Source organism: Caballeronia sp. BCC1704 (assembly GCF_902833455.1).
GTDB lineage: Bacteria > Pseudomonadota > Gammaproteobacteria > Burkholderiales > Burkholderiaceae > Caballeronia.
In genome coordinates this window covers 1,752,175-1,773,850 of sequence record NZ_CADFFT010000001.1, presented here as the reverse complement: position 1 = coordinate 1,773,850, position 21,676 = coordinate 1,752,175, and the positions used below count along the sequence as shown (strand labels likewise).

Genomic DNA, 21,676 nt, shown 5'->3' with positions numbered 1-21,676 from the left:
TCGATTTTTCGGTCCGCCGTCATTCGCGAACCGCATCGCGCCTGAGCCGATGCGCGGCCATTAAACGCAGCCGAAACTGCCGTGTCAACGAGGGTTGCGCCCGATTGGAACGCGTGCTCGGGCGACTTAGAAGCGGCAGCCGAAAAAAAACCCGCGGACGAAGCCGCGGGTTTCGATTGATGCCTTGAGACGCTCAGTGTTTCACGACGTCGCCCGTAGCGGGCTGGTCTTTCTGCGCTTCCGCTGCCACCGGGGTCGCTTTCGCTTCCTCCTCCGGCAACGGTTCGGGCAGACGTTCCAGCGCCAGTTCCAGCACGCGGTCGATCCAGCGAACCGGCACGATCTCGATGGCGTTCTTCACGTTGTCGGGGATGTCGGCCAGATCCTTCGTGTTCTCTTCCGGGATCAGCACGAGCTTGATGCCGCCGCGATGCGCCGCGAGCAGCTTCTCCTTCAACCCGCCGATCGGCAGCACTTCGCCGCGCAGCGTGATTTCGCCGGTCATCGCCACGTCCGCGCGCACCGGAATGCCGGTCAGCACGGACACGAGCGCCGTCGTCATCGCGATACCGGCGGACGGACCGTCCTTCGGCGTCGCGCCTTCCGGCACGTGGATGTGGATGTCCTTCTTCTCGAACGACTCATCCGTGATGCCGAGACGCCGCGAGCGCGAGCGCACGACCGAGCGCGCCGCCTCGACGGATTCCTTCATCACGTCGCCGAGCGAACCGGTGCGGATCACGCCGCCCTTGCCCGGCATGACCGCCGCTTCGATCGTGAGCAGATCGCCGCCCACTTCCGTCCACGCGAGACCCGTCACCTGACCGATCTGGTTTTCCTTCGCGGCCAGACCGAAGTCGTACTTGCGCACGCCGAGGAACGTGTCGAGGTTCGAACCGTCCACCTTCACCGCGCCTTCCGCCTTCTTCAGGAGCAGCATCTTCACGACCTTGCGGCAGATCTTCGACACTTCACGCTCGAGCGAACGCACGCCCGCTTCACGCGTGTAGTAGCGAATGATGTCGCGGATGGCTTGTTCCGCTACCTCGATCTCGCCTTCCTTCAGGCCGTTGTTGCGCTTTTGCTTCGGCAGCAGGTAACGCTGCGCGATGCTGACCTTCTCGTCCTCGGTGTAACCCGAGAGGCGAATCACTTCCATCCGGTCGAGCAGCGGCGGCGGAATGTTCAGCGAGTTCGACGTCGCGACGAACATCACGTCCGACAGGTCGAAGTCCACTTCGATGTAGTGGTCCGCGAACGTATGGTTCTGTTCCGGATCCAGCACTTCGAGCAGCGCGGAAGCCGGATCGCCGCGGAAATCCATGCCCATCTTGTCGACTTCGTCGAGCAGGAAAAGCGGATTGCGCACGCCGACCTTCGCCAGACTTTGCAAAATCTTGCCCGGCATCGAGCCGATGTACGTGCGACGGTGGCCGCGAATCTCGGACTCGTCATGCACGCCGCCGAGCGCCATGCGCACGAACTTGCGATTCGTCGCGCGGGCGATGGACTGCCCAAGCGAGGTCTTGCCGACGCCCGGAGGCCCGACGAGGCACAGGATCGGCGCTTTCACCTTCTCGACGCGTTGCTGAACCGCGAGATATTCGAGAATGCGTTCCTTGACCTTTTCGAGGCCGAAGTGGTCTTCGTCGAGCACGCGTTCCGCGTTCGAGAGGTCGTTGTTGACCTTGCTCTTCTTGCGCCACGGCAAGCCGATCAGCGTGTCGATGTAGTTGCGCACGACGGTCGCTTCAGCGGACATCGGCGACATCAGCTTCAGCTTCTTGAGCTCGGCGTCGGCCTTCTTCTTGGCTTCCTTCGGCATGCGCGCGGCGGCGATGCGCTTCTCGAGTTCTTCGAGATCCGCGCCTTCTTCGCCTTCGCCCAGTTCCTTCTGGATGGCCTTGACCTGTTCGTTCAGGTAGTACTCGCGCTGGCTCTTTTCCATCTGACGCTTCACGCGCCCACGGATGCGCTTCTCGACCTGCAGAATGTCGATTTCAGCTTCGAGCTGCGCAAGCAGGTGCTCCAGCCGCTCGATGACCGGGAACATCTCGAGGATGTGCTGCTTCTGGTCGAGCTTGAGCGGCAGATGCGCGGCGATGGTGTCAGCGAGACGACCCGCCTCGTCGATACCCGACAGCGAGGTCAGGATCTCCGGCGGAATCTTCTTGTTGAGCTTCACGTACTGATCGAACTGCGAGACGATCGCGCGGCGCAGGGCTTCAGTCTCGGCGCTGTCGGCGTGGTCCGGTTCGAGCGGCATCACGTCGCAGGAGAACTGGGTTTCCTGCTCTTCGATCGAGAGCGTCTTCGCGCGCTGCAAGCCTTCGACGAGCACTTTCACGGTGCCGTCCGGCAGCTTCAGCATTTGCAGGATGTTGGCGACACATCCCACTTCGTACATGTCTTTTTCGGTCGGCTCATCTTTCGCCGCCGTTTTCTGGGCGACGAGCATGATGTGCTTGCCGCCTTCCATCGCGGCTTCGAGTGCCTTGATCGACTTGGGCCGCCCAACGAAGAGCGGAATCACCATGTGCGGGAACACGACTACGTCGCGCAGCGGGAGCAGCGGCAACGTGATGCGTTCCTGCGGGAGGAGTTGGGTTCCTGACATTTCATTTCCCCATTAATGGAATCGGTTCGTTCGTAAGTAAGGCCGTTAAGAGCTATTGCAAGCCTTTATCGGAAGGGAAAAGTCGGTAGTCCAAGTTCGTCAGTAACGTCCACAAGATAAACCGAAAAATAAAAACAAAGGCCGTTCACGTCGCCATGAACGGCCTCTCGCCGACACACAGCCCGATTTAGTTCGACCCTGCTACTTTCGGTGCGTCTTCGTAGATGAGCAACGGTTTGCCGTCGCCGTCGATGGTGTTGTCATCGACGATCACCTTCGACACGCCCTTCATCGTCGGCAGTTCGTACATCACGTCGAGCAACGCCTGTTCCAGAATCGAGCGCAGCCCGCGCGCGCCGGTCTTGCGGCGAATCGCCTTTTGCGCGATGGCCTGCAGCGCGGCCGGACGAATCTCCAGTTCCACGCGTTCCATGGCGAAGAGCTTGTGATACTGCTTCACCAGCGCGTTCTTCGGCTCGATGAGAATCTTCACGAGCGCGGCTTCGTCCAGCTTGCCGAGCGTCGCCACGACGGGCAGACGGCCGATCAGCTCAGGAATCAGGCCGAACTTGATCAGATCTTCCGGTTCGACTTCGCGCAGCACTTCGCCCGCGTCGCGATCCTGCTTGCTCTTCACGCTCGCGCCAAAACCGATGCCGGTCTTTTCCGTGCGGTCCGTGATGACCTTCTCCAGACCGTCGAACGCGCCGCCACAGATGAACAGAATGTTCGTCGTATCGACCTGGATGAAGTCCTGGTTCGGATGCTTGCGCCCGCCCTGCGGCGGCACCGATGCCATGGTGCCTTCCACGAGCTTCAGCAGCGCCTGCTGCACGCCCTCGCCCGACACGTCGCGCGTGATGGACGGGTTGTCCGACTTGCGGCTGATCTTGTCGATTTCATCGATATAGACGATGCCGCGCTGCGCCTTGTCGACTTCGTAGTTGCAGTTCTGCAGCAGCTTCTGAATGATGTTCTCGACGTCTTCGCCGACGTAACCCGCTTCGGTGAGCGTGGTGGCGTCCGCGATCACGAACGGCACGTTCAGCATGCGCGCGAGCGTCTGCGCGAGCAGCGTCTTGCCGGAGCCGGTCGGCCCGATCAGCAGGATGTTGCTCTTCGACAGCTCGATGTCGTCCTTCTTGTCGAGGTGCTTGAGCCGCTTGTAATGGTTGTACACGGCCACCGCGAGAATCTTCTTCGCGCGTTCCTGGCCGATCACGTACTGATTCAGGATGTCGCTGATTTCCTGCGGGCTCGGCAGGTCGGACTTGGTCAGCCCGGCCTCTTCCGCCGCGCCGGCCGCTTCATCGCGAATGATCTCGTTGCACAGGTCGATACATTCATCGCAGATGAACACCGACGGGCCGGCAATGAGCTTCTTCACCTCATGCTGGCTCTTTCCGCAGAACGAGCAGTACAGCAGCTTTTCGCTGCTGGAACCTTTTTTGTCCGCCATAAATGTGTAAGCCTCCGGACACTCTTGTTACATGATACGCCCTTCGATCCGGCCACGCAGATTCGACTCCGCGCGCCTGCCACGAAGGGCGTTTTGGCGTTGCGCCGCATGCGCCATCCGCATTGCCCAGCCCTGTTTCCGGGGCCGGCGCGGCGCCGCTCCGGACGCCTTCAGGGACGCTTGTGCAGCACCTGGTCGACGATGCCGTAGGCTTGCGCGTCGTCGCCCGACATGAAATTGTCGCGATCCGTGTCGCGCGCGATGCGCTCGACCGGCTGACCCGTGTGATGCGACAGCAACTGGTTCAGACGCTCCTTCAGGTACAGGATTTCCCGCGCCTGAATTTCGATGTCCGACGCCTGGCCGCGCGCGCCGCCGAGCGGCTGGTGAATCATCACGCGGGCGTTGGGCAGCGCGACGCGCTTGCCCTTCGCGCCCGACGCCAGCAGGAACGCGCCCATGCTGGCAGCAAGCCCCATGCACAGCGTGGAGACGTCCGGCTTCACGAACTGCATGGTGTCGTAGATCGCCATGCCGGCCGAAACCGAACCGCCCGGGCTGTTGATGTACAGGCTGATGTCCTTGTCGGGATTCTCGCTTTCGAGGAACAGCAGCTGGGCGACGACGAGATTCGCCGACTGGTCGTTGACCTCGCCGACGAGGAACACCACGCGCTCCTTGAGGAGCCGGGAATAGATGTCGTAGGCACGTTCGCCACGGCCGCTCGTTTCCACGACCATCGGGACGAGGCCGAGCGCCTGGGCTTCGAAGTCCCGCGGAGCGTGGGACGCCAACGTATCGAGCAATTCAGCGCGAAAGGTCATGCAATTTCCTTGTTCGGAATAGGGATACTGATCGACGAAGGAACATCCAAAAGAACGGCACGTGCATGCACAACTTTAATGCAAAAAAGGCGTGCGGGCCGCCCTCCGACGACCCCGCACGCCCCTTGGCTTTCCGCGTCAGGCTTGCGCCGTTGCGCTGGCCAGTTCCTCGAAGCTAACTTCCTTGTCGGTCACCTTGGCCTTGCCGAGCACGAATTCGACGACGTTGCTTTCCACGACGTACGCTTCCATTTCGGCGAGGCGCTGCTGGTTCGAATAATACCAGCGGACGACTTCCTTCGGGTCTTCGTAGCTTTTCGCGAATTCGTCCACTTCAGCGCGGATCTGTTCGGGCTTCGCCTGCAGGTCGTTCGCCTTCACCAGCTCGGCCAGCACGAGGCCCAGCTTGACGCGGCGCTCGGCCTGCTCGGCGAACATTTCCGCCGGAATCGGCGCGTCCGCTGCGTTCGGCACGCCGCGCTGCTGTAGGTCCTGACGGGCCATTTCCACCAGACGCTGCTGGTCCTGCTCGATCAGCGCCTTCGGCACGTCCAGCTCCGAAATCTTCAGGAGCGCGTCCATGACCTGGTTCTTCACGATCTGCTGCGTGCGGCGCTTGGCTTCGCGTTCCAAGTTGTCCTTGATCTCGGCGCGCATCTTCGTGAGATCGCCGTCTTCGATGCCCAGCGACTTCGCGAATTCCGCGTCCACTGCGGGCATATGGGGCCATTCGACCTTTTTCACAGTGATCGTGAATTGCGCCGTCTTGCCCGCCACTTCCTTGCCGTGGTAGTCCTCGGGGAACTTCAGGTCGAATTCGCGCGTTTCGCCGACCTTCAGGCCGGTCGCCGCTTGTTCGAACTCGGGCAGCATGCGGCCTTCGCCGAGCACGAACGCGAAGTCCTGTGCGCTGCCGCCTTCGAATTCCACGCCGTCCAGCTTGCCGACGAAGTCGAGCGTCACGCGGTCGCCGTTCTGCGCCGCCGTGTCCGCGCCGCCGTCGCCGTGCTCGCCGCCTTCGCCGCGCGGGTGGAAATGCACGCGCTGCTTGCGCAGGATTTCCAGCGTGCGGTCGACTTCGGCTTCCGAAATGGTGGTGACGGTGCGCTCGATTTCAGCGGTGGCGACATCGCCCAGCTTCACTTCCGGGTAGACCTCGAAGGTCGCGTCGAACGCGTACGCGTCGGCGGCCGGCTCGGCCTTCGGCGCGAAGCTCGGCTGGCCCGCGACGCGCAGGTTTTCCGCGCGCGTGACATCGAAGAACTCTTTGCCGACCTTGTCGCTCAGCACTTCGGCCTCGACCTGGCCGCCGTACTGCTGCGTCACCATCTTGAGCGGCACCTTGCCCGGGCGGAAGCCCGGCATGCGCACGTTCTTGGCCAACTGACGGATGCGCGAATCCACTTCCCTCTGCACCGAGTCTTTCGGCAGGGAAATGGTCAGGCGGCGTTCGAGCTTGCCGAGGTTTTCAACTACGTTAGCCATGGCTTCAATCGTCCTAGAGTAATTCGGTGTTCGTTCGGTGGTCGGTTCTTCCGCGGTTCTAAAGGCGCGGGTCCGGTGAGCTTGCCGGCGCTCGCCACTTCGACGCCCGATTCGCGAAAGCGCACGTCATGCGCGTTTCGAAGACGCCCGGACCGTCGCCGAGCGAGTCAGCCAACAGAGCCCAGCATTTTAGCAAACAAATCAGGCCGGCCTGCTTGCGCGAACGCGCATGAAGCGTTTCGCGGGGTTTTTGGCGGATTTAGGGCGCGGATACGGCGTAAATCCCCGTTTTCCGGACGGTCGCGGCCGCGCACAATTCCCGCTATCGCAGCCGCGCTATTTTGCCGGACAAAGCGCGCTGCTAAGCTTGCCGCGCGTCGTTGACCCAATCTGCGCGCAGTTGTTCGACGCCGCGCCTCAAACAGAACATTCGAGACACCATGCCTACTACGTCCGCCACGCCCGCTCCCGTTGTCGTCATCGCGCCCGATTCGTTCAAGGGATCGCTCTCCGCGCAAGGCGTCGCGAACGCGATCGCGGAAGGCATCAGGCGGGCGCGGCCCGACGCGCAAATCCGCATTCGCCCGATGGCCGATGGCGGCGAAGGCACCCTCGACGCGATGCTCGCGGCCGGCGGCGAGCGCCGCATGCTCAACGTGCGCGGCGCGGCGGCGGCACGCCGCGACGCCGCGACGGGCCTGCTCGCCGACGGCAGCGCGATGATCGAGACGGCGGAGGTCGTCGGCATCACGGACCCGGACGGCATGGCCGTGCCCGTTACCGAACGCAGCACGCTCGGCATGGGCGAGGCGATCCGCGCGCTCTTCGACTCCGGCGCGCGCCGGTTCTTCGTCGCGCTCGGCGGCAGCAGCACGAACGACGGCGGCGCCGGGCTGCTCGTCGGCCTCGGCGTGAAGCTCTTCGACGCCGACGGCAACGAACTCGCGCCGGTGCCGTCGTCGCTGGCGAGAATCGCGCGGGTCGACGCATCGGGGCTCGACCCGCGCGTGAAGGAAGCGGAGTTCGTCGGCATGTCGGACGTCGATAATCCGCTCACCGGCGAGCACGGCGCGACCGCCGTCTTCGGGCCGCAGAAGGGCGTGACGCCCGAGCAGATCGCTACCATCGACGCCGCCCTCGCCCATTTCGCGGACCGGCTCGAACCGGCTATGGGTCTCGTGAAACGAAATGAGCCGGGCGCCGGCGCGGCGGGCGGTCTCGGCTTCGCGCTGCACATGCTGGGCGCGCGCTTCGAGACCGGCGCGGAAGTCGTCGCGCGTGAAATCGGTCTCGACGCGGCGCTGGAAGGCGCGAACTGGCTGATCACGGGCGAAGGCCGCTCCGACGTGCAGACCCTGCATGGCAAAGCGCCCTTCATCGCGTGCAAGCATGCGCGGGCGTCGGGGGTGCCGGCGTCGCTGCTCTCCGGCGCGATCGATCCGGCCGCGCTGCCGCGCCTCTCGGAATTCTTCAGCGGATGCTTCTCGCCCGCGCCCGGCCCGATCACGCTCGATGTCGCCATTCGCGACGCCGCGCGTCTGCTCGCCAATGAAGCGGAGCAACTGACGCGCTTGAAATTCGGCGTCGCGTGAGAAAGGGGCGGCGCTAGATTTGCGCCTGTGACCGCGCCGGGTTCTCGCCCGCGCCCGGCCCGATCACGCTCGGTGTCGCCACTCGCGACGCCGCGCGTCTGCTCGCCAACGAAGCGGAGCAACTGACGCGCTTGATGTTCGGCGTCGCATCAGAAAGGGGCGGCGCTAGATTTGCGCCTGTGACCGCTCCCCGATTCTCGCCCGCACCCCGGCCCAATCACGCTGGATGTCGCGATTCGCGACGCCGCGCCTCTGCTCGCCAACGAAGCGGAGCAACTGACGCGCTTGAAGTTCGGCGTCGCATCAGAAAGGGGCGGCGCTAGATCTGCGCCTACGAGACCGCGCCCCGATTCTCGTCCACGCCCGGGCCTATCACGCTCGGTGTCGCCACTCGCGACGCCGCGCGTCTGCTCGCCAACGAAGCGGAGCAACTGACGCGCTTGATGTTCGGCGTCGCATCAGAAAGGGGCGGCGCTAGATTTGCGCCTGTGACTGCGCCGGGTTCTCGCCCGCGCCCGGCCCGATCACGCTCGATGTCGCCATTCGCGACGCCGCGCGTCTGCTCGCTAACGAAGCGGAGCAACTGACGCGCTTGATGTTCGGCGTCGCATGAGAATGGGGCGGCGCTAGATCTGCGCTTACGACCGCGCCCCGATTCTCGCCCGCGCCCGGGCCTATCACGCTCGATGTCGCCATTCGCGACGCCGCGCGTCTGCTCGCTAACGAAGCGGAGCAACTGACGCGCTTGAAGTTCGGCGGCGCATGAGAAAAGGCCGCCGTCTGGTTTGCGCTGACCCCGCCCCGACTCGCGCTTGATGTCGCCATTCGCGACGCCAAACGAAGCGGAGCAACTGACGCGCTCGAGCTTCGGCGTCGCCTAATAGCGTCAGCCCTGCGCTCGTGCCCGCGCGCCGAACGCGAGGCGGTCGAGACACCAGACGGCGAGCATCGTCAGACCCATCAACGGGAAAACCGCGCCGACGAGCGCGAGGCCGGCTCTCCACGCGTGCATCGGCGGACGTTTTGCCGGCCGCGACGGCGCGCCGAGCGTGCGCGACGGACGGCGCTTGAACCACATCACGAAGCCGGTGACGGACAGCGCGGCCAGCCCGAGCGAGATCGCCGCACACACGATCTGATTGGCAAAGCCGAAATAGCGCCCCATGTGCAAGGACGTGCCATACGAGATGTACCGCGCGACCGTGCCATAGGTGCCGTACGAGATGTCGGACAGCACGCGGCCGCTGTATTGGTCGATGTGCAGCGTGCGTTCCGAGCGTGGATCGGCGGGGAAATACGACACCGTGTAGACGCCCGTCGGCGACGTGGGCAGCGCGATCCCGTAGTCGCTCGTCACGCCCTGTTTCGCGGCGAGCGCAATCACATCGTCGAGAGAGAGGCTCGCCGCCGCCGACGCCTTCGCGGTCTGCGGCACGTCCGTCGCGCCGACGGCCCACGGCGTCTGATGCAGCGGGAGATCGTCCATTTTCATCGGCATGGCGTGCATCGCGTGATCGGCGGGCACGCTCGAATGCACATGCGCCTCGCCCCACGCCCCTTTCGGATAGCCGAGCGATGCGGACGTCGCCAGAGCCTTGAACTGCTTGCCCCACGATCCGGACCACGGCAGTCCGCTGAGCACGAAGAAAAGCGCGCCGATAGCGAGCCACACGCCGCCCACCGCGTGCAGATCGCGCCACCACGCGCGGCCCTCGAGCGTAAGACGCGGCAGCCACACGCCGCCCGCGCGACGGCCCGCGCCGCTCCAAGGCCACCACAGCGCGACGCCCGTGCCTATCATCACGAGCGTCCAGCATCCCGCGAGTTCCATCGCGAGTTCACCGGTCTTGCCGAGCATGAGCCCGCGATGCAGATTGCGAATCTGCTTCATCAGCCGATGCTCGACGGAGAGCGTGCCGAGCAACGCGCCGTCGTACGGATTCACGTACACGCTTTCGCTCTCGCCCGAAGGCAGGCGGAACACGAATTCGGCGCTGCGCGTGCGACGCGTGTCGATCTGGGCGAGCGTCGGCACCGCGCCGCGCGGCTCGTGAGCGACGGCTTTGGCGAGCAGCGCATCGGTGGAAAGACGCGGGCCGTGGGTATCGGCGACGATCATGCGGTCGCGATACAGCATCGGCTCGATCTGCGGCTGGAAGCAGTACAGCGTGCCCGTGATGGCGAGCACGACGAGAAGCGGCATCACGAAGAGGCCGGCGTAGAAGTGCCAGCGCCACAGCGTGCGGCGCTCGGCGACGGCGTCGCTCTGAGTCGAAGCGGGCGTGAAGGAAGGTGCGTGCATGACGTGTCCTTTGGGATCGAACGAATGCGAATGAATGGAGATCAGATGCCGATGCGTCCTTCGACATAGAACGTGCGTCCCGCATACGGGTGGAAGACGTAGTAGCGACGGTCGAAAAGGTTGTCGACGCCGATGCCCAGCTCCGTGCGCTTCGTGGGCTTGTAGGAGAACTTGGCATCGACGACGGCGTACGTGCTCGTGCCGCCATACGTGTCCGGATTGACGTCCGTGTTGGTGAGCGTGTTGTACTGGCGTCCCGAATAACGCACCGCGAGCGTCGCGGCGGTTTTCGCGTTCGCGCGATACGTCGCCACCGCGTTCGCCCGCCACAGCGGAATGCGATAGAAGTACTTGCCGACGGACGCCGGATTGCCGCTGTTGGCGAGAATCTTCGACTGCGTGTACGCGACGTTGGCCGCGAGATCGAGTCCGCGCAGCCACACGTCCTGCCCTTCGTAGCTCGCTTCGGCGCCGCGCGAACGCACCTTGTCGATGTTCTGGAAGTTGGTGACGTTCGGAATGACGGTCGTGTTCGTCTGACTCAGGATGGTGTTCTTTACGTCATCCTGAAAGAGCGTGAAGCGGTACAAGCCGTTGCCGTGCGTCCATTCCGCGGTCAGTTCTTTCGAAAGATCGTCCTCGGGCTGGAGGTTAGGGTTGCTGTTGACGATCGACACGCCGTTGATCTGCCCCTGGAACAGCTCGCCGACAGTCGGAAAGCGGTACGCCCGCCCGATGGATGCGCGCAGCGTCAAGTCGTTGGTGGCGTCGAACGAAAGCGACGCCTTGGGCGACCAGTGGCTCTGGCTCGCATCGGCGTAATCGAGCGATGTCGCGCCGACGGCCCGCGTGCCGGCATAAGCGTTCCAGTTCTCGTAACGCACGCCGTAGGTGAACGCCCAGCGCGGCAGGAAGCGCCACGCGTCCTGCGCATAGACCGCTTGCGTGCGCGTGCGCCCGCCGAACGCGTTGGCGAACGAGATGCCCGCGCCATCGCGCCATGCGGCCGTGTTCGAGCTCACGTTGTCGAGAAAGTAATTGTCGTAGTGGTAGCCGAACGAGAGCGCATGCGCGGCCAGTCCCGAGCGCACGGTCGGCGTCCAGCTCGTGCGCAAATCGAGCGACTTCCATCCCGATCCGGAGCCGTCCGTGAGCGTGCCGGGGCCGTCGCCGGGCACGCCGGAACTCGCCGTACGCGCGATGCTCTGCGTGATGTCGAAGTACGACGCGATGGCTTCCGCGTTCCAGCCGGTGTCGTGGTGCGTGCGCAGCGTGAGGCCGTAGAGGAAGTTTTCGCTCGATCCCATGCTCGGCGCGAACGTCGCGGCGGGAATCGTGTATCCGAACCCGCCGATGTTGACGCGCCCGCTATACACCGGGTTGCCGGCCGCGTCGCGCAGAAAGGTCGTCGTATCGCTGTTGTATTTCTGATGCCAGTAACCGAGCGTGAAGCCGGCTTGCAGCGTGTTCGTGATGTCGTAGGCGAGCTTCACGCGCAACTGGTCCTGAAACGTGCGCTCGATGCCTTCGGACGACGTGCCGAGCACCGCCGTGCGCGCGCCGTTCTGATCGTTGTAGAACGTCGCGCCGGTCACGGGCCGGTCGGCGGCGGTGGCAGGCGTCTTCGACTGCGCGAGCGTCGCGAATTGCAGCGGCTGCCCGGTGTTTTCCAGATGATCGACGCCGATCAGAAACGACAGCTTGCCGATGCGGTCGCCGATGGTCGCGGTTGTGTTCGTGCCGTTGAAGCTGCGGTTGACGCCGAAGAGATCGAAGTGCTGCGTGAAGGCCTGCACTTTCGCGTCGGCTTCGAACTGCGTCGGCATGCGCGTCGTGATCGCGACGGTCGCGCCGATCGAGTTGCCCGGATAGAGCGCCGAGTAAGGACCGTAGATGACGTCCGTGCGCGCGATGTCGTCGGCGAAGACCATCGACCAGCGCGGCGCGAAGGTGAACGTGTTACCGAGGAAATTGCTGAGCAGAAGGCCGTCGGCATACACGAGGCCGCGCGCCGTTTGTGCGTTGCTCGTGCCGCGCACGGCGATCGGCGCGTTCACGTCGCCGATGAAGCGCTTGCGCACCGCCATGTTCGGCGCGTACTTGAGCATGTCTTCGGGCGTGACGACGTTCCAGTACTGTGACTCGTCCGCCGTGACGGTCGCGACGCTCGCGGGCAGGTTCGGATCGAGCGGCGATTTCAGGGACGCTGACTGCGCGCTCACCATTACCGGCGCGAGCGTGGTCTCGGTATCGGAAGCGGCTGCTGCTGCCGGCGTGGCCGGCCATGCGGCATGAGCGAAGAGGGACAGCGGCAGTGCGGCGTGCAAGGACGCGACGGTGCGACGGCGCGCGTGTCGGCGCGCTCGCGGGAGGAGCGTGAACATGGCGAAATAATTTCCTGAATGAGCTGACGAGCGAGCGCGCGCGTCGCCGGGCGCTCAGGCGCCTGACGAACAACAAAGCGATCGGACGGAGAACGGCTTCAGGAAACGATGGGCGGCGCGCGCGCAGACGCGGCGTTGAACGACTTCGAGCAGGCGGCGTCGACCGCCGCGACGGGCACCGCGCGCGTGACGCGCTCGGCAGGCGTGACCGCATGCGCCGCGGCCGACGCGACCGGCAGATGATGCGCGAGCAGCCCGCAATACGCGCAGGCGTCGAAGTGGCTTGCGGCGTCGTGATGGCCCGCGTGCTCGTCGGCGTCTACATGCGCGGCATGGTGATCAGCGTGCTCGCCGCCTTGCGCGAACCAGCTTGCTAGTGTACTGACGGTACAAAGCGGCGCCTCGGGATCGAGTGCCGCGTTGCGCGCGGCGATGCTCTGGCTGATGACCGGCGCGACAATGGCGAGCCACATGGCGGCGATGCCGAGCCATGCGACGAAGCGATTGCGCGCGTTGCGGGTCATTGGGAGCGAGAAAGCGAAACGGAAGGATTGAGCGAGATTCTAGGCAGACGTCTGCCTCGCCGCAATGCTTGCGCCCATATCGCCAGCATCGCGCGCTGCATGGCGCAGCGAGCCATGCAATCGTCACGCAAATTCTCAGACATCGCCTGACGAATGCGTTAGAATGCCCGGCTTGGCACAGTGGACCGGTGCCGGACACGGGGTGTGTCAAGTGCGGCAGGATAAAATCCGCTGCCTCGCAAAGCCCCGTGCTGCGAGGATGGCGAAATTGGTAGACGCACCAGGTTTAGGTCCTGACGCCCGCAAGGGTGTGGGGGTTCGAGTCCCCCTCCTCGCACCACTCCCCTCACCGCTCGTTCCGGAGCGACTACAGCGCGATGTCGCTCAGCTCGACCATCATCACTTCGCCCTTCTCCTGCGATCGTCCCGCGAAGTCCACGCCCGTCTGATTCATCAGCTTCCTGATTTCTTCCGGCACGCGCTCGCTGGCACGCGCGGCGGCAATCGGCCGGTCCAGGTTCGATAGAAACTGGCGCACGCTCGACGGCGGCAAGTACACGAACACGTTGAGCGGATACGACGCTTTCGCGTCCGCCCGACGCGCCGCCGTGATGTGCAGCCCGGGCGTCGGCGAGACGCTCATCTGACGCGGGCATACCCGAAAATCGAACCCGAGGCCCGTTGCCACGCTCCTCACGATGAGCGGCAGGCACTTGTCGCCGAATTGTTTGGTTTCCGTTTTGCTGAGCGGCATGGCGGCTGTCTCCGTTGGTCTCGCGCTTGGCGTGTTTCACGCAGTGTTGCGCGGGCCGTTCGGCGCGTCGGTGGGTCGGCGCACACGCGCAGGCAGCGCGGCGCGGGCGGCTGCGAATGCCGCGCCGGGATAAAATGAGCGCCCGTCTCGCTCGACGCGCGGCGAACCGCGAGCAAAGAACAACCTATTCGCCTTCCCCACCACAAGCTCCCCGTCCGTGAATTTCGACGACTATTGCCAGCAAAAGGCCGCTCCCGAAGGCTCAGGCACGTACTACGCGCTGCGCCGGGCCCCGGCCGCGCGTCAGCCGCTTCTCACCGCCCTCTATGCGCTCTATCGCGAACTGGAGGAAACGGTGAAGGAGACGAGCGATCCGACCATCGGCCGCACCAAGCATGTGTGGTGGCAGAGCGAACTCGAGCGCCTCTATCTCGGCGAGCCGACGCATCCGGTCACCAAGGCGCTGCAGGCTCACGCCGACGAAAGCGGCGTACTCGACGAAGAAGGCCGCGCGTCGCTGTCGATGCTCGTCGACGGTTTCTCGATGGACCTCGACCAGGCGCGCTATCTGGACTGGCCCGGCCTGCGGCGCTATCTGGACCAGACGGGTGGCGCATTCGCGACCGCCGTCGCGCGTGCGACCGCGAGTCCGCCCGCGCGCGGCGACGTGTCGTCGTGGGCCGCGCCGCTCGGCTCGGCGCTGCTGCTCGCCGAACGCGTGCAGGAAATCGGCGACGATGCGCGCAACGGCCGCGTCTACGTGCCGATCGATGAATTGCAGCGGTTCAATGTCACGGCGGCGGATATCATCAACCGCAAGTACAGCGACGCGTTCACCGAACTCATGCGTTTTCAGACAGAGCGCGCGCGCCGCTCGCTCGACGAGGCGCTTGCCGCCATCCCGCCCGCCGAGCGCGCCTCGCAGCGCGTGTTGCGGGCACAGGCGGCGTTGTCGCTGGCCCGCTTCGATGAAATCGAGCGCGAAGGTTTCAAGGTGTTGCACCAGCGCATTACGCTCACTCCGATCCGCAAGCTGTGGATCACTTGGCGCACGCGCTAAGCGCGATGCTCATGCGTGTGATCGGCAGCGCGGCGAACGGCCGCCTGCCAAACGTGACGTACGCGGTGAGCTTGGATTTAGCACGCAGATAATCGGCAGCGGCGCGAACAGCCGCTCAAAGAACTAGCGCACGGGCTAAGCCCGAACCTCACGCCCGCGTGACCGGCAGCGGCGCAAACGGCCGCCCGAGCACATCGGCGGCGTTCGCGTTCCAACATGCATCGAGCGCCGTGGCGCACAGCCGCCTGAAGTCGACGGCGGCCGTCAACCCGCCTTCCGCATCCAGCGCGTCGAGTCTCGGCGCTTCGCCGAAAAGACCGCCGCGCACGGCGCCGCCCAGCACGAACTGCGGCGCGGCCGCGCCATGATCGGTGCCGCGCGTCTCGTTCTCGCGCGCCGATCTTCCGAACTCCGAACGAGTCATCACGAGCGTGCCGAGCCAGTCGCCTGTCGCGAGCAACGCGGCCCGCAGCAAAGCGATGCCGTCCGCGAACTGCGCGAGCAGCGCGGCATGTCGCGCGGCCTGATGCTGGTGCGTGTCGAAGCCATCGAGCGTGAGTCGAATCAGCGTGACGCCGCTCTGCGCGCGATTCGCTGCGATGACGCGCGCAGCCGCCTCGCAGGATGCGGTGAACGATCGCGTATCGAACGGCGCGCTTGCCGGATGAACCATCGCGCTTTGCGGCGCCTGCACGCGCGCGAGCCACGCGTCGCGACGATATTCGTCCGCCTCGGATGCCGTATGCCAGATCTGCTGCGCGCGATAGTGCGAGCGGTTCGGCCGCGCATACCCGACGCCCTGCACGATGGCGCATTCGCCGGTATTCCACGCGGGCATCAGAGCACGCAGCGACGGATGCAGACCGGTGCGCTCGTCGATTCGCAATGCGTGATCCCGCGAAATGGCGAGCGTCGGCCGCAGCGCGTAGTAGCGCGGATCGGCAATGGGAATGACCGTATTGAGTCCGTCGTTGCCGCCGTTGAAGTCGACGAGAACGAGCGCCCTCGTCATCGGGCGACGCCCTTCGGAGGCGCGGCAGAGCGCGACCGGTTGTACTGCGGCGACGCTTGCGATCGACAGGAACTCACGTCTGTTCATCGCGTTCGTCCCTGTGTGAATCAGCGTTTGTAGAGGTCCCGCACGGCCTCTTCGATGTGCTGACGCAAGAGGCGTCGCTCGTCGGCCGTCATGACGGTGTGGCGCGGCGGGCGCGCGGGCGGTGTGTCGTCGACTTGCTGCACCGGTTGCAGCGCGGCGGGCTTGGTGTCGCGCTCGCGCTTGTTCGAGCCTCGGCCCGTGCGATCCTGCGCGCGGATCATGCGGCCGTCGTAGCGACCGGCGGGCGTGTGGACGGAGCGGTCGAACTCGTTAGATGGTGCAGACGAGGACGGGAACGCAGGGAGTCGGGAAGATTGCGCATAGGCATGCTGTGCGCTCAGTACAGCGTACAGCGCACTAGCCACTAACGTCTTTCTGAAAATGCGCTCGGTGCGCACAGGTCCGCGCCGCCGCGCTCCCTTCATGTTGTTCCCTTCGTTGCTCGACAACCGGACAGCCTCATTCTTTTCATGCGTCTCACGCGGCCTGGTCGCGCCGCTTGGGGCCGCTGGTCTAATGGAGTATCTACCGAATGGCGGGCTTAGGTAAAGCAGTGTACGCAGAGAAGTCAGGGGCCGTGCCACAGGCCCCGTAAATTTTGTAACTAACTGTTACACTCGCTTTTGTTACAAACTCGGCGCTTGAACAAACGCGCTAAGATGCCGCCATGGAAACCAAAAATCCTTCGAAAATTCTGGTAGTCGATGACGATCCGCGCCTGCGCGATCTGCTTCGGCGTTATCTCGGCGAGCAGGGCTTCAACGTGTATGTCGCGGAAAACGCCCCGTCGATGAATAAGCTTTGGGTGCGCGAGCGTTTCGACCTGCTCGTGCTGGACCTCATGCTGCCCGGCGAAGACGGCCTTTCCATCTGCCGCCGTCTGCGCGGCAGCAACGACCGCACGCCCATCATCATGCTGACGGCGAAGGGCGAAGACGTGGACCGCATCGTCGGTCTGGAAATGGGCGCGGACGACTATCTGCCGAAGCCCTTCAATCCGCGTGAACTCGTCGCGCGCATTCATGCGGTGCTGCGACGTCAGACGCCGTCGGAGTTGCCCGGCGCGCCGTCCGAGACGACGGAAGTGTTCGAGTTCGGCGAATTCGCGCTGAATCTCGCCACGCGCACGCTGACGAAGAACGGCCAGGAAATTCCGCTGACCACCGGCGAATTCTCGGTGCTCAAGGTGTTCGCGCGTCATCCGCGCCAGCCGCTCTCGCGCGAAAAGCTGATGGAACTCGCGCGCGGCCGTGAATACGAAGTGTTCGATCGCAGTCTCGACGTGCAGATTTCCCGTCTGCGCAAGCTGATCGAGCCGGATCCGAGCAGCCCGCGCTTCATTCAGACGGTGTGGGGTCTCGGCTACGTCTTCATTCCCGACGGCGCAGCCTAAAGCGCGTCGCGCCGCCTAGTCCCACGCACTTCCAGCGAGTCCGATACGCTTTATCCCCTTCACCGAGCGGAACCCGATAGACCCATGCGCATCGACAGGCGGCTTCTGGCGCTTGCGTTCGGCGGCCTGTTCTGGCGAACTTTCGCGCTGATCGCGCTGCTCATCGCGGTCAGCCTCACCGCCTGGTTTCAGAGCTTTCGCGTGATCGAACGCGAGCCGCGCGCGCAGCGCGTGGCGCTTCAGCTCGTCGCCGTCGTGAAGCTCACGCGCACCGCCCTTCTCTACTCCGATCCCGATCTGCGCCGCGCGCTGCTTCAGGATCTGGAAAGCAACGAAGGCGTGCGCGTATATCCGCGCGAGACCACGGACAAATACAAGCTCCAGCCGGACGAATCGCTCAACCGGCTGATCGAGCGCGACGTGCGCGGGCGGCTCGGCAACGACACGATCATCGCGCAGTCGGTCAACGACATTCCGGGCGTGTGGATCAGCTTCAAGATCGACGATGACGACTACTGGGTGGCGCTCGACCGCGATCAGCTCGACACTGTCACGGGCCTGCAATGGGCCGGCTGGGGCGTGTTCGCGCTCGCGCTGTCGCTCTTCGGCGCGGCGTTCATCACGAGTCTCGTGAACCGGCCGTTCGCGCGGCTCGCGCTCGCGGCGCGCAAGGTCGGTTCCGGACAGTCGCCTGAGCCGTTGCCGGAACGCGGCATGGGCGTCGCGGCCGAGACCAACCGCAGCTTCAACCAGATGGTGCAGGACCTCGAACAGCTCGAAGCGGACCGCGCGCTCATGCTCGCCGGCATCTCGCACGACCTGCGCACGCCGCTCGCCCGCCTGCGGCTCGAAACGGAAATGAGTCCGTCGGACGAAGCGACCAAGCTCGCGATGATCGACGACATCGAGCAGATGGACATGATCATCGGGCGCTTCCTGGACTACGCGCGGCCGATGCAGCGCATGCCCGAAGCCGTCGATCTCTCGATGATCGCGAGCGAACTCGCCGCGCGCTTCCAGGCGGACGAAGGCGTCGTGATGCGCACGGACCTCGCGCCGGGCGCGGTCATCGAGGGCGATCCGACAGATGCAAGGCGCGTCGTCGGCAATCTGCTCGAAAACGCGCGTAAGTATGGCCGCAGCGAACGCGACGATATCGCGCGCATCACGCTGCAAACGCGCGTGGCGCACGGGCGCGTCGAGCTGTCCGTGATGGACGAAGGTCTCGGCATCCCCGACGATCAGGTGGCGCTCATCACGCGGCCCTTCTACCGCGTGGACGCGGCGCGCACGCAGGCCAACGGCACCGGCCTCGGCATGGCAATCGTGCAGCGGCTCGTCACGCGGCAGCGCGGCGCGCTCCGGCTGCGCAATCGCACGCCGCTGCCGGGCTTCGAAGTGACCATCGACTTCCCCCAGATGAAGGGCGCGCGCTTCGACGGCCCGCGCGACTAGCTCGCGTATTCACCCGCGCGTTCACCCGCGACTCGCTGGCACGTTCGAAAAAAGCTATCCGCGTCATTGGGCAAACCTTTTGAACCAGTTCTGCCGTGGGGTTATGATGATCCGTTACGACGCGCGGCATTCACGGCAATACTGTCATGCGCGCGTTACCGCTTTCCGGTAGTTTGGCTTGAGTTGTCCTTTCAACGAACACAGGAGCGTTGCATGAAGACCGTTGGCGATAAAGTCGAAGCATTCACCGTCACCGCTGCAAAACCCGGCTTCAACAACCACGAGGAAAACGGCCAGTCCGCTTTTGAGGAAATCACCGAGCAGTCGTTTCCGGGCAAGTGGAAGATCATCTACTTCTATCCGAAGGACTTCACGTTCGTGTGCCCGACCGAAATCGTCGAGTTCGGCAAGCTCGCGAAGGACTTCGAAGACCGCGACGCCGTGCTGATGGGCGGCAGCGTCGACAACGAATTCGTGAAGCTCGCATGGCGCCGCGAGCATAAGGACCTGAACAAGCTGAACCACTATTCGTTCGGCGACGTGAAGGGCGAACTGATCGATCAACTCGGCGTGCGCGACAAGGAAGCGGGCGTCGCGTTGCGCGCCACGTTCATCGTCGATCCGGACAACGTCATTCAGCACGTGTCGGTCAATAACCTGAACGTGGGCCGCAATCCGGAAGAAGTGCTACGCATTCTGGACGGCCTGCAAACCGACGAGCTGTGCCCGTGCAACCGCGCGGTCGGCGGCGCGACGCTCTAAAGCGAAGGCACACGAGCGCATGCGTGAGCCCGCCTTCTTTCGAGTGCAAGCTCGGGAGCCGGCGGGCTTTTTTAACGCCATCGAATAGGAGAAATCAATGGAATTCCTGTCGTCGATCAAGGAGCTGGTCCCCGATTACGCGAAAGACATTCGCCTGAACGTCGACGGCACGATCGCCCGTTCGTCGCTCGAAGGCAATGACGCGGTGGGCGTCGCGCTCGCTGCGGCTTACGCGGCCAAGGCGACGAAGCTCGTGTCGATCATCCGCAATGCCGGCGTGCTCTCGCCCGAGGAAACCAACGCGGCGCTCACGGCCGCCGCGCTGATGGGCATGAACAACGTCTGGTATCCGTATCTGGAGATGGCCGACAACGCCGACCTGAAGACGCAGCCCGCCGGGCTACGCATGAACGCGTACGCTTCGCATGGCGGCGTGGACAAGCGGCGCTTCGAGATGTACGCGCTCGCGGCGTCGATCATCGGTAAGTGCCATTTCTGCGTGAAATCGCACTACGAGAATCTCGTGACCGAGGGCATGTCGACGACGCAATTGCGCGATGTCGGCCGCATCGCCGCGGTGATCGGCGCGGTCGCGCTCGCGATCGAAGCCGAGGGAAAGTAACGCGCTGATAGACGCCACGTCGTTCGAGCGTGGCGTCGCTCGCTCATTGGTCGATCGACGTGCGCCGCAACAGCACGGCCGCCTGCGCCTCGATGCCTTCCTTGCGGCCGAGATAGCCGAGCTTCTCGTTGGTCTTCGCCTTGACGTTGACGCGATCGACCGGTAGATCGAGGTCGGCGGCGATGTTCTCGCGCATCGCCTGGATATGCGGACTCAGCTTCGGCGCTTGCGCGATCACGGTGCTGTCCACGTTCGCAATCGCGAAGCCCGCCTCCGACACGCGCTTGGCCGCCTCGCGCAGCAGCACGCGGCTATTCGCGCCGGCGAACTCGGTGGCCGTATCCGGAAAATGCCGGCCGATATCGCCGAGCGCCGCCGCGCCGAACAGCGCGTCGGTGATCGCGTGCAGCAGCACGTCGGCATCCGAATGGCCGAGCAGGCCGCGTTCGTACGGAATCGTCACGCCGCCGATGATGAGCTCGCGCCCCTCGACGAGCTGATGCACGTCGTATCCCTGTCCGATTCTGAAATCCATCGATGCCACCTAGCAGTAGAGAGTGAGCGGTCCGTCAGGCGCGCGCCGAGAGGATCGCGCTGGCGAGACCGAAGTCTTCCGGATAAGTCACCTTGAAGTTTCGCAGGCTGCCTTGCACGAGCTTCGGCGAGTGGCCGAGCCATTCGATGGCGCTGGCTTCGTCCGTGAGATCGTGGCCGTCGCGACGCGCACGGTCGATCGCTTCGCGCAACATGCCGAGCCGGAACATCTGCGGCGTCTGCGCCTGCCACAAGCCGTCGCGCGATTCGGTTCGCGCGATGCGCGCGCCGCCTGCCGGCGCATCGGGCATGGTCGGTGCGACGCGCTTCAACGTATCCGCGACCGGCAGCGCGAGAATGCCGCCGACGGGATCGTCGCGCACTTCGGTGACGAGCTTGCGAATCAGCTCGGGCGTGATGCCGGGGCGCGCGGCGTCGTGCACGAGCACCCAGTCGTCGTCGCGCGCGCCGAATTCCGCCAGCGCGACGAGGCCGTTATAAACCGACGCCTGCCGCGACGCCCCGCCCCGACGCTGCACCACGAAGCGCAGGCCGGCGAACCGGCGCGCGTCGAAGTGATGATCGTCCGGTGCGAGCACGACGAGTGTCTGCGAGAATTCGGGGCACGCGTCGAATGCGGCGAGCGTGTAGCCGAGCATCGGCCGTCCCGCGACCGTCTGGTATTGCTTGGGCATCGGCGCGCCGGAGCGGCTGCCGGTTCCGGCGCAGGGAATGAGCGCGAAAAGACGCGCAGTGGTAGACGGGGCGGCGGGCGAAGTCACGAGAAAATCATGTGGCCAAGTCAAAGTG

General features: G+C 64.6%; 18 protein-coding genes and 1 tRNA gene. 7 read left to right on the top strand and 12 right to left on the bottom strand.

Annotated features, from left to right (window positions below):
* Window positions 1–193 precede the first annotated feature (193 nt).
* The 4 genes from lon to tig all read right to left on the bottom strand — a co-directional run bounded on the left by lon (window position 194) and on the right by tig (window position 6,385).
* A complete protein-coding gene (lon, locus tag HWX53_RS08290) occupies window positions 194–2,617 on the bottom strand; it encodes an endopeptidase La (protein WP_175940279.1) in 2,424 nt (807 codons plus the stop codon).
* Between the two features lie 187 nt (window positions 2,618–2,804).
* On the bottom strand, window positions 2,805–4,076 hold the full coding sequence (clpX, locus tag HWX53_RS08285) for an ATP-dependent Clp protease ATP-binding subunit ClpX (protein WP_106855990.1): 1,272 nt from the start codon (window positions 4,074–4,076) through the stop codon (window positions 2,805–2,807).
* Between the two features lie 170 nt (window positions 4,077–4,246).
* Window positions 4,247–4,900, bottom strand: a complete 654-nt coding sequence (gene clpP / locus HWX53_RS08280) for an ATP-dependent Clp endopeptidase proteolytic subunit ClpP (protein ID WP_014191278.1) — start codon at window positions 4,898–4,900, stop codon at window positions 4,247–4,249.
* 138 nt (window positions 4,901–5,038) lie between these two features.
* Entirely contained in the window at window positions 5,039–6,385 is a 1,347-nt protein-coding gene (gene tig / locus HWX53_RS08275) for a trigger factor (protein WP_175940278.1), read from the bottom strand.
* 440 nt (window positions 6,386–6,825) lie between these two features.
* Here tig and HWX53_RS08270 point away from each other — a divergent pair, with 440 nt between their 5' ends.
* Window positions 6,826–7,977, top strand: a complete 1,152-nt coding sequence (locus HWX53_RS08270; RefSeq protein WP_175940277.1) for a glycerate kinase — start codon at window positions 6,826–6,828, stop codon at window positions 7,975–7,977.
* A gap of 886 nt (window positions 7,978–8,863) precedes the next feature.
* Here the strand turns inward: HWX53_RS08270 and HWX53_RS08265 are convergent.
* From HWX53_RS08265 to HWX53_RS08255, 3 genes are all read right to left on the bottom strand, one after another.
* Window positions 8,864–10,279 carry a PepSY domain-containing protein gene (locus HWX53_RS08265; protein ID WP_175940276.1) on the bottom strand — a complete coding sequence of 472 codons (1,416 nt, stop codon included), beginning with the start codon at window positions 10,277–10,279 and terminating at the stop codon, window positions 8,864–8,866.
* 41 nt (window positions 10,280–10,320) lie between these two features.
* Entirely contained in the window at window positions 10,321–12,663 is a 2,343-nt protein-coding gene (locus HWX53_RS08260) for a TonB-dependent receptor (RefSeq protein WP_175940275.1), read from the bottom strand.
* A gap of 98 nt (window positions 12,664–12,761) precedes the next feature.
* Window positions 12,762–13,187: a DUF2946 domain-containing protein gene (locus tag HWX53_RS08255; RefSeq protein WP_175940274.1), complete on the bottom strand. Its 426-nt coding sequence runs from the start codon at window positions 13,185–13,187 to the stop codon at window positions 12,762–12,764.
* A 253-nt stretch (window positions 13,188–13,440) separates the two neighbouring features.
* Between HWX53_RS08255 and HWX53_RS08250 the strand changes: the two genes are divergently transcribed.
* Window positions 13,441–13,527 (top strand) — tRNA-Leu (locus tag HWX53_RS08250).
* A 27-nt stretch (window positions 13,528–13,554) separates the two neighbouring features.
* On the opposite strand, the gene HWX53_RS08245 is transcribed toward HWX53_RS08250, so the two are convergent.
* Window positions 13,555–13,941, bottom strand: a complete 387-nt coding sequence (locus HWX53_RS08245; RefSeq protein ID WP_175940273.1) for a hypothetical protein — start codon at window positions 13,939–13,941, stop codon at window positions 13,555–13,557.
* 217 nt (window positions 13,942–14,158) lie between these two features.
* Here HWX53_RS08245 and HWX53_RS08240 point away from each other — a divergent pair, with 217 nt between their 5' ends.
* Window positions 14,159–15,001, top strand: a complete 843-nt coding sequence (locus tag HWX53_RS08240) for a squalene/phytoene synthase family protein (protein ID WP_175940272.1) — start codon at window positions 14,159–14,161, stop codon at window positions 14,999–15,001.
* Between the two features lie 148 nt (window positions 15,002–15,149).
* On the opposite strand, the gene HWX53_RS08235 is transcribed toward HWX53_RS08240, so the two are convergent.
* Window positions 15,150–16,100 carry a DUF1501 domain-containing protein gene (locus HWX53_RS08235; RefSeq protein WP_175940271.1) on the bottom strand — a complete coding sequence of 317 codons (951 nt, stop codon included), beginning with the start codon at window positions 16,098–16,100 and terminating at the stop codon, window positions 15,150–15,152.
* A gap of 20 nt (window positions 16,101–16,120) precedes the next feature.
* Window positions 16,121–16,549, bottom strand: coding sequence for a hypothetical protein (locus tag HWX53_RS08230; protein WP_244140015.1), 429 nt, complete (start codon window positions 16,547–16,549; stop codon window positions 16,121–16,123).
* Between the two features lie 218 nt (window positions 16,550–16,767).
* On the opposite strand from HWX53_RS08230, the gene ompR reads away from it, so the two are divergent.
* The 4 genes from ompR to HWX53_RS08210 all read left to right on the top strand — a co-directional run bounded on the left by ompR (window position 16,768) and on the right by HWX53_RS08210 (window position 20,332).
* Window positions 16,768–17,493, top strand: coding sequence for a two-component system response regulator OmpR (gene ompR / locus HWX53_RS08225; RefSeq protein WP_008349770.1), 726 nt, complete (start codon window positions 16,768–16,770; stop codon window positions 17,491–17,493).
* An 84-nt stretch (window positions 17,494–17,577) separates the two neighbouring features.
* Window positions 17,578–18,948 (top strand): ATP-binding protein, encoded by a 1,371-nt coding sequence (locus HWX53_RS08220; protein WP_175940270.1) that lies wholly within the window; start codon window positions 17,578–17,580, stop codon window positions 18,946–18,948.
* 213 nt (window positions 18,949–19,161) lie between these two features.
* Complete coding sequence (locus tag HWX53_RS08215) at window positions 19,162–19,710, top strand: peroxiredoxin (protein WP_175940269.1); 549 nt, start codon at window positions 19,162–19,164, stop codon at window positions 19,708–19,710.
* A 97-nt stretch (window positions 19,711–19,807) separates the two neighbouring features.
* Window positions 19,808–20,332 (top strand): carboxymuconolactone decarboxylase family protein, encoded by a 525-nt coding sequence (locus tag HWX53_RS08210; protein ID WP_175940268.1) that lies wholly within the window; start codon window positions 19,808–19,810, stop codon window positions 20,330–20,332.
* 43 nt (window positions 20,333–20,375) lie between these two features.
* Here the strand turns inward: HWX53_RS08210 and ispF are convergent, their stop codons facing one another.
* Entirely contained in the window at window positions 20,376–20,867 is a 492-nt protein-coding gene (gene ispF, locus HWX53_RS08205) for a 2-C-methyl-D-erythritol 2,4-cyclodiphosphate synthase (RefSeq protein WP_175940267.1), read from the bottom strand.
* A gap of 34 nt (window positions 20,868–20,901) precedes the next feature.
* Window positions 20,902–21,561, bottom strand: coding sequence for a 2-C-methyl-D-erythritol 4-phosphate cytidylyltransferase (gene ispD, locus HWX53_RS08200; protein ID WP_244140014.1), 660 nt, complete (start codon window positions 21,559–21,561; stop codon window positions 20,902–20,904).
* Between the last annotated feature and the right edge of the window lie 115 nt (window positions 21,562–21,676).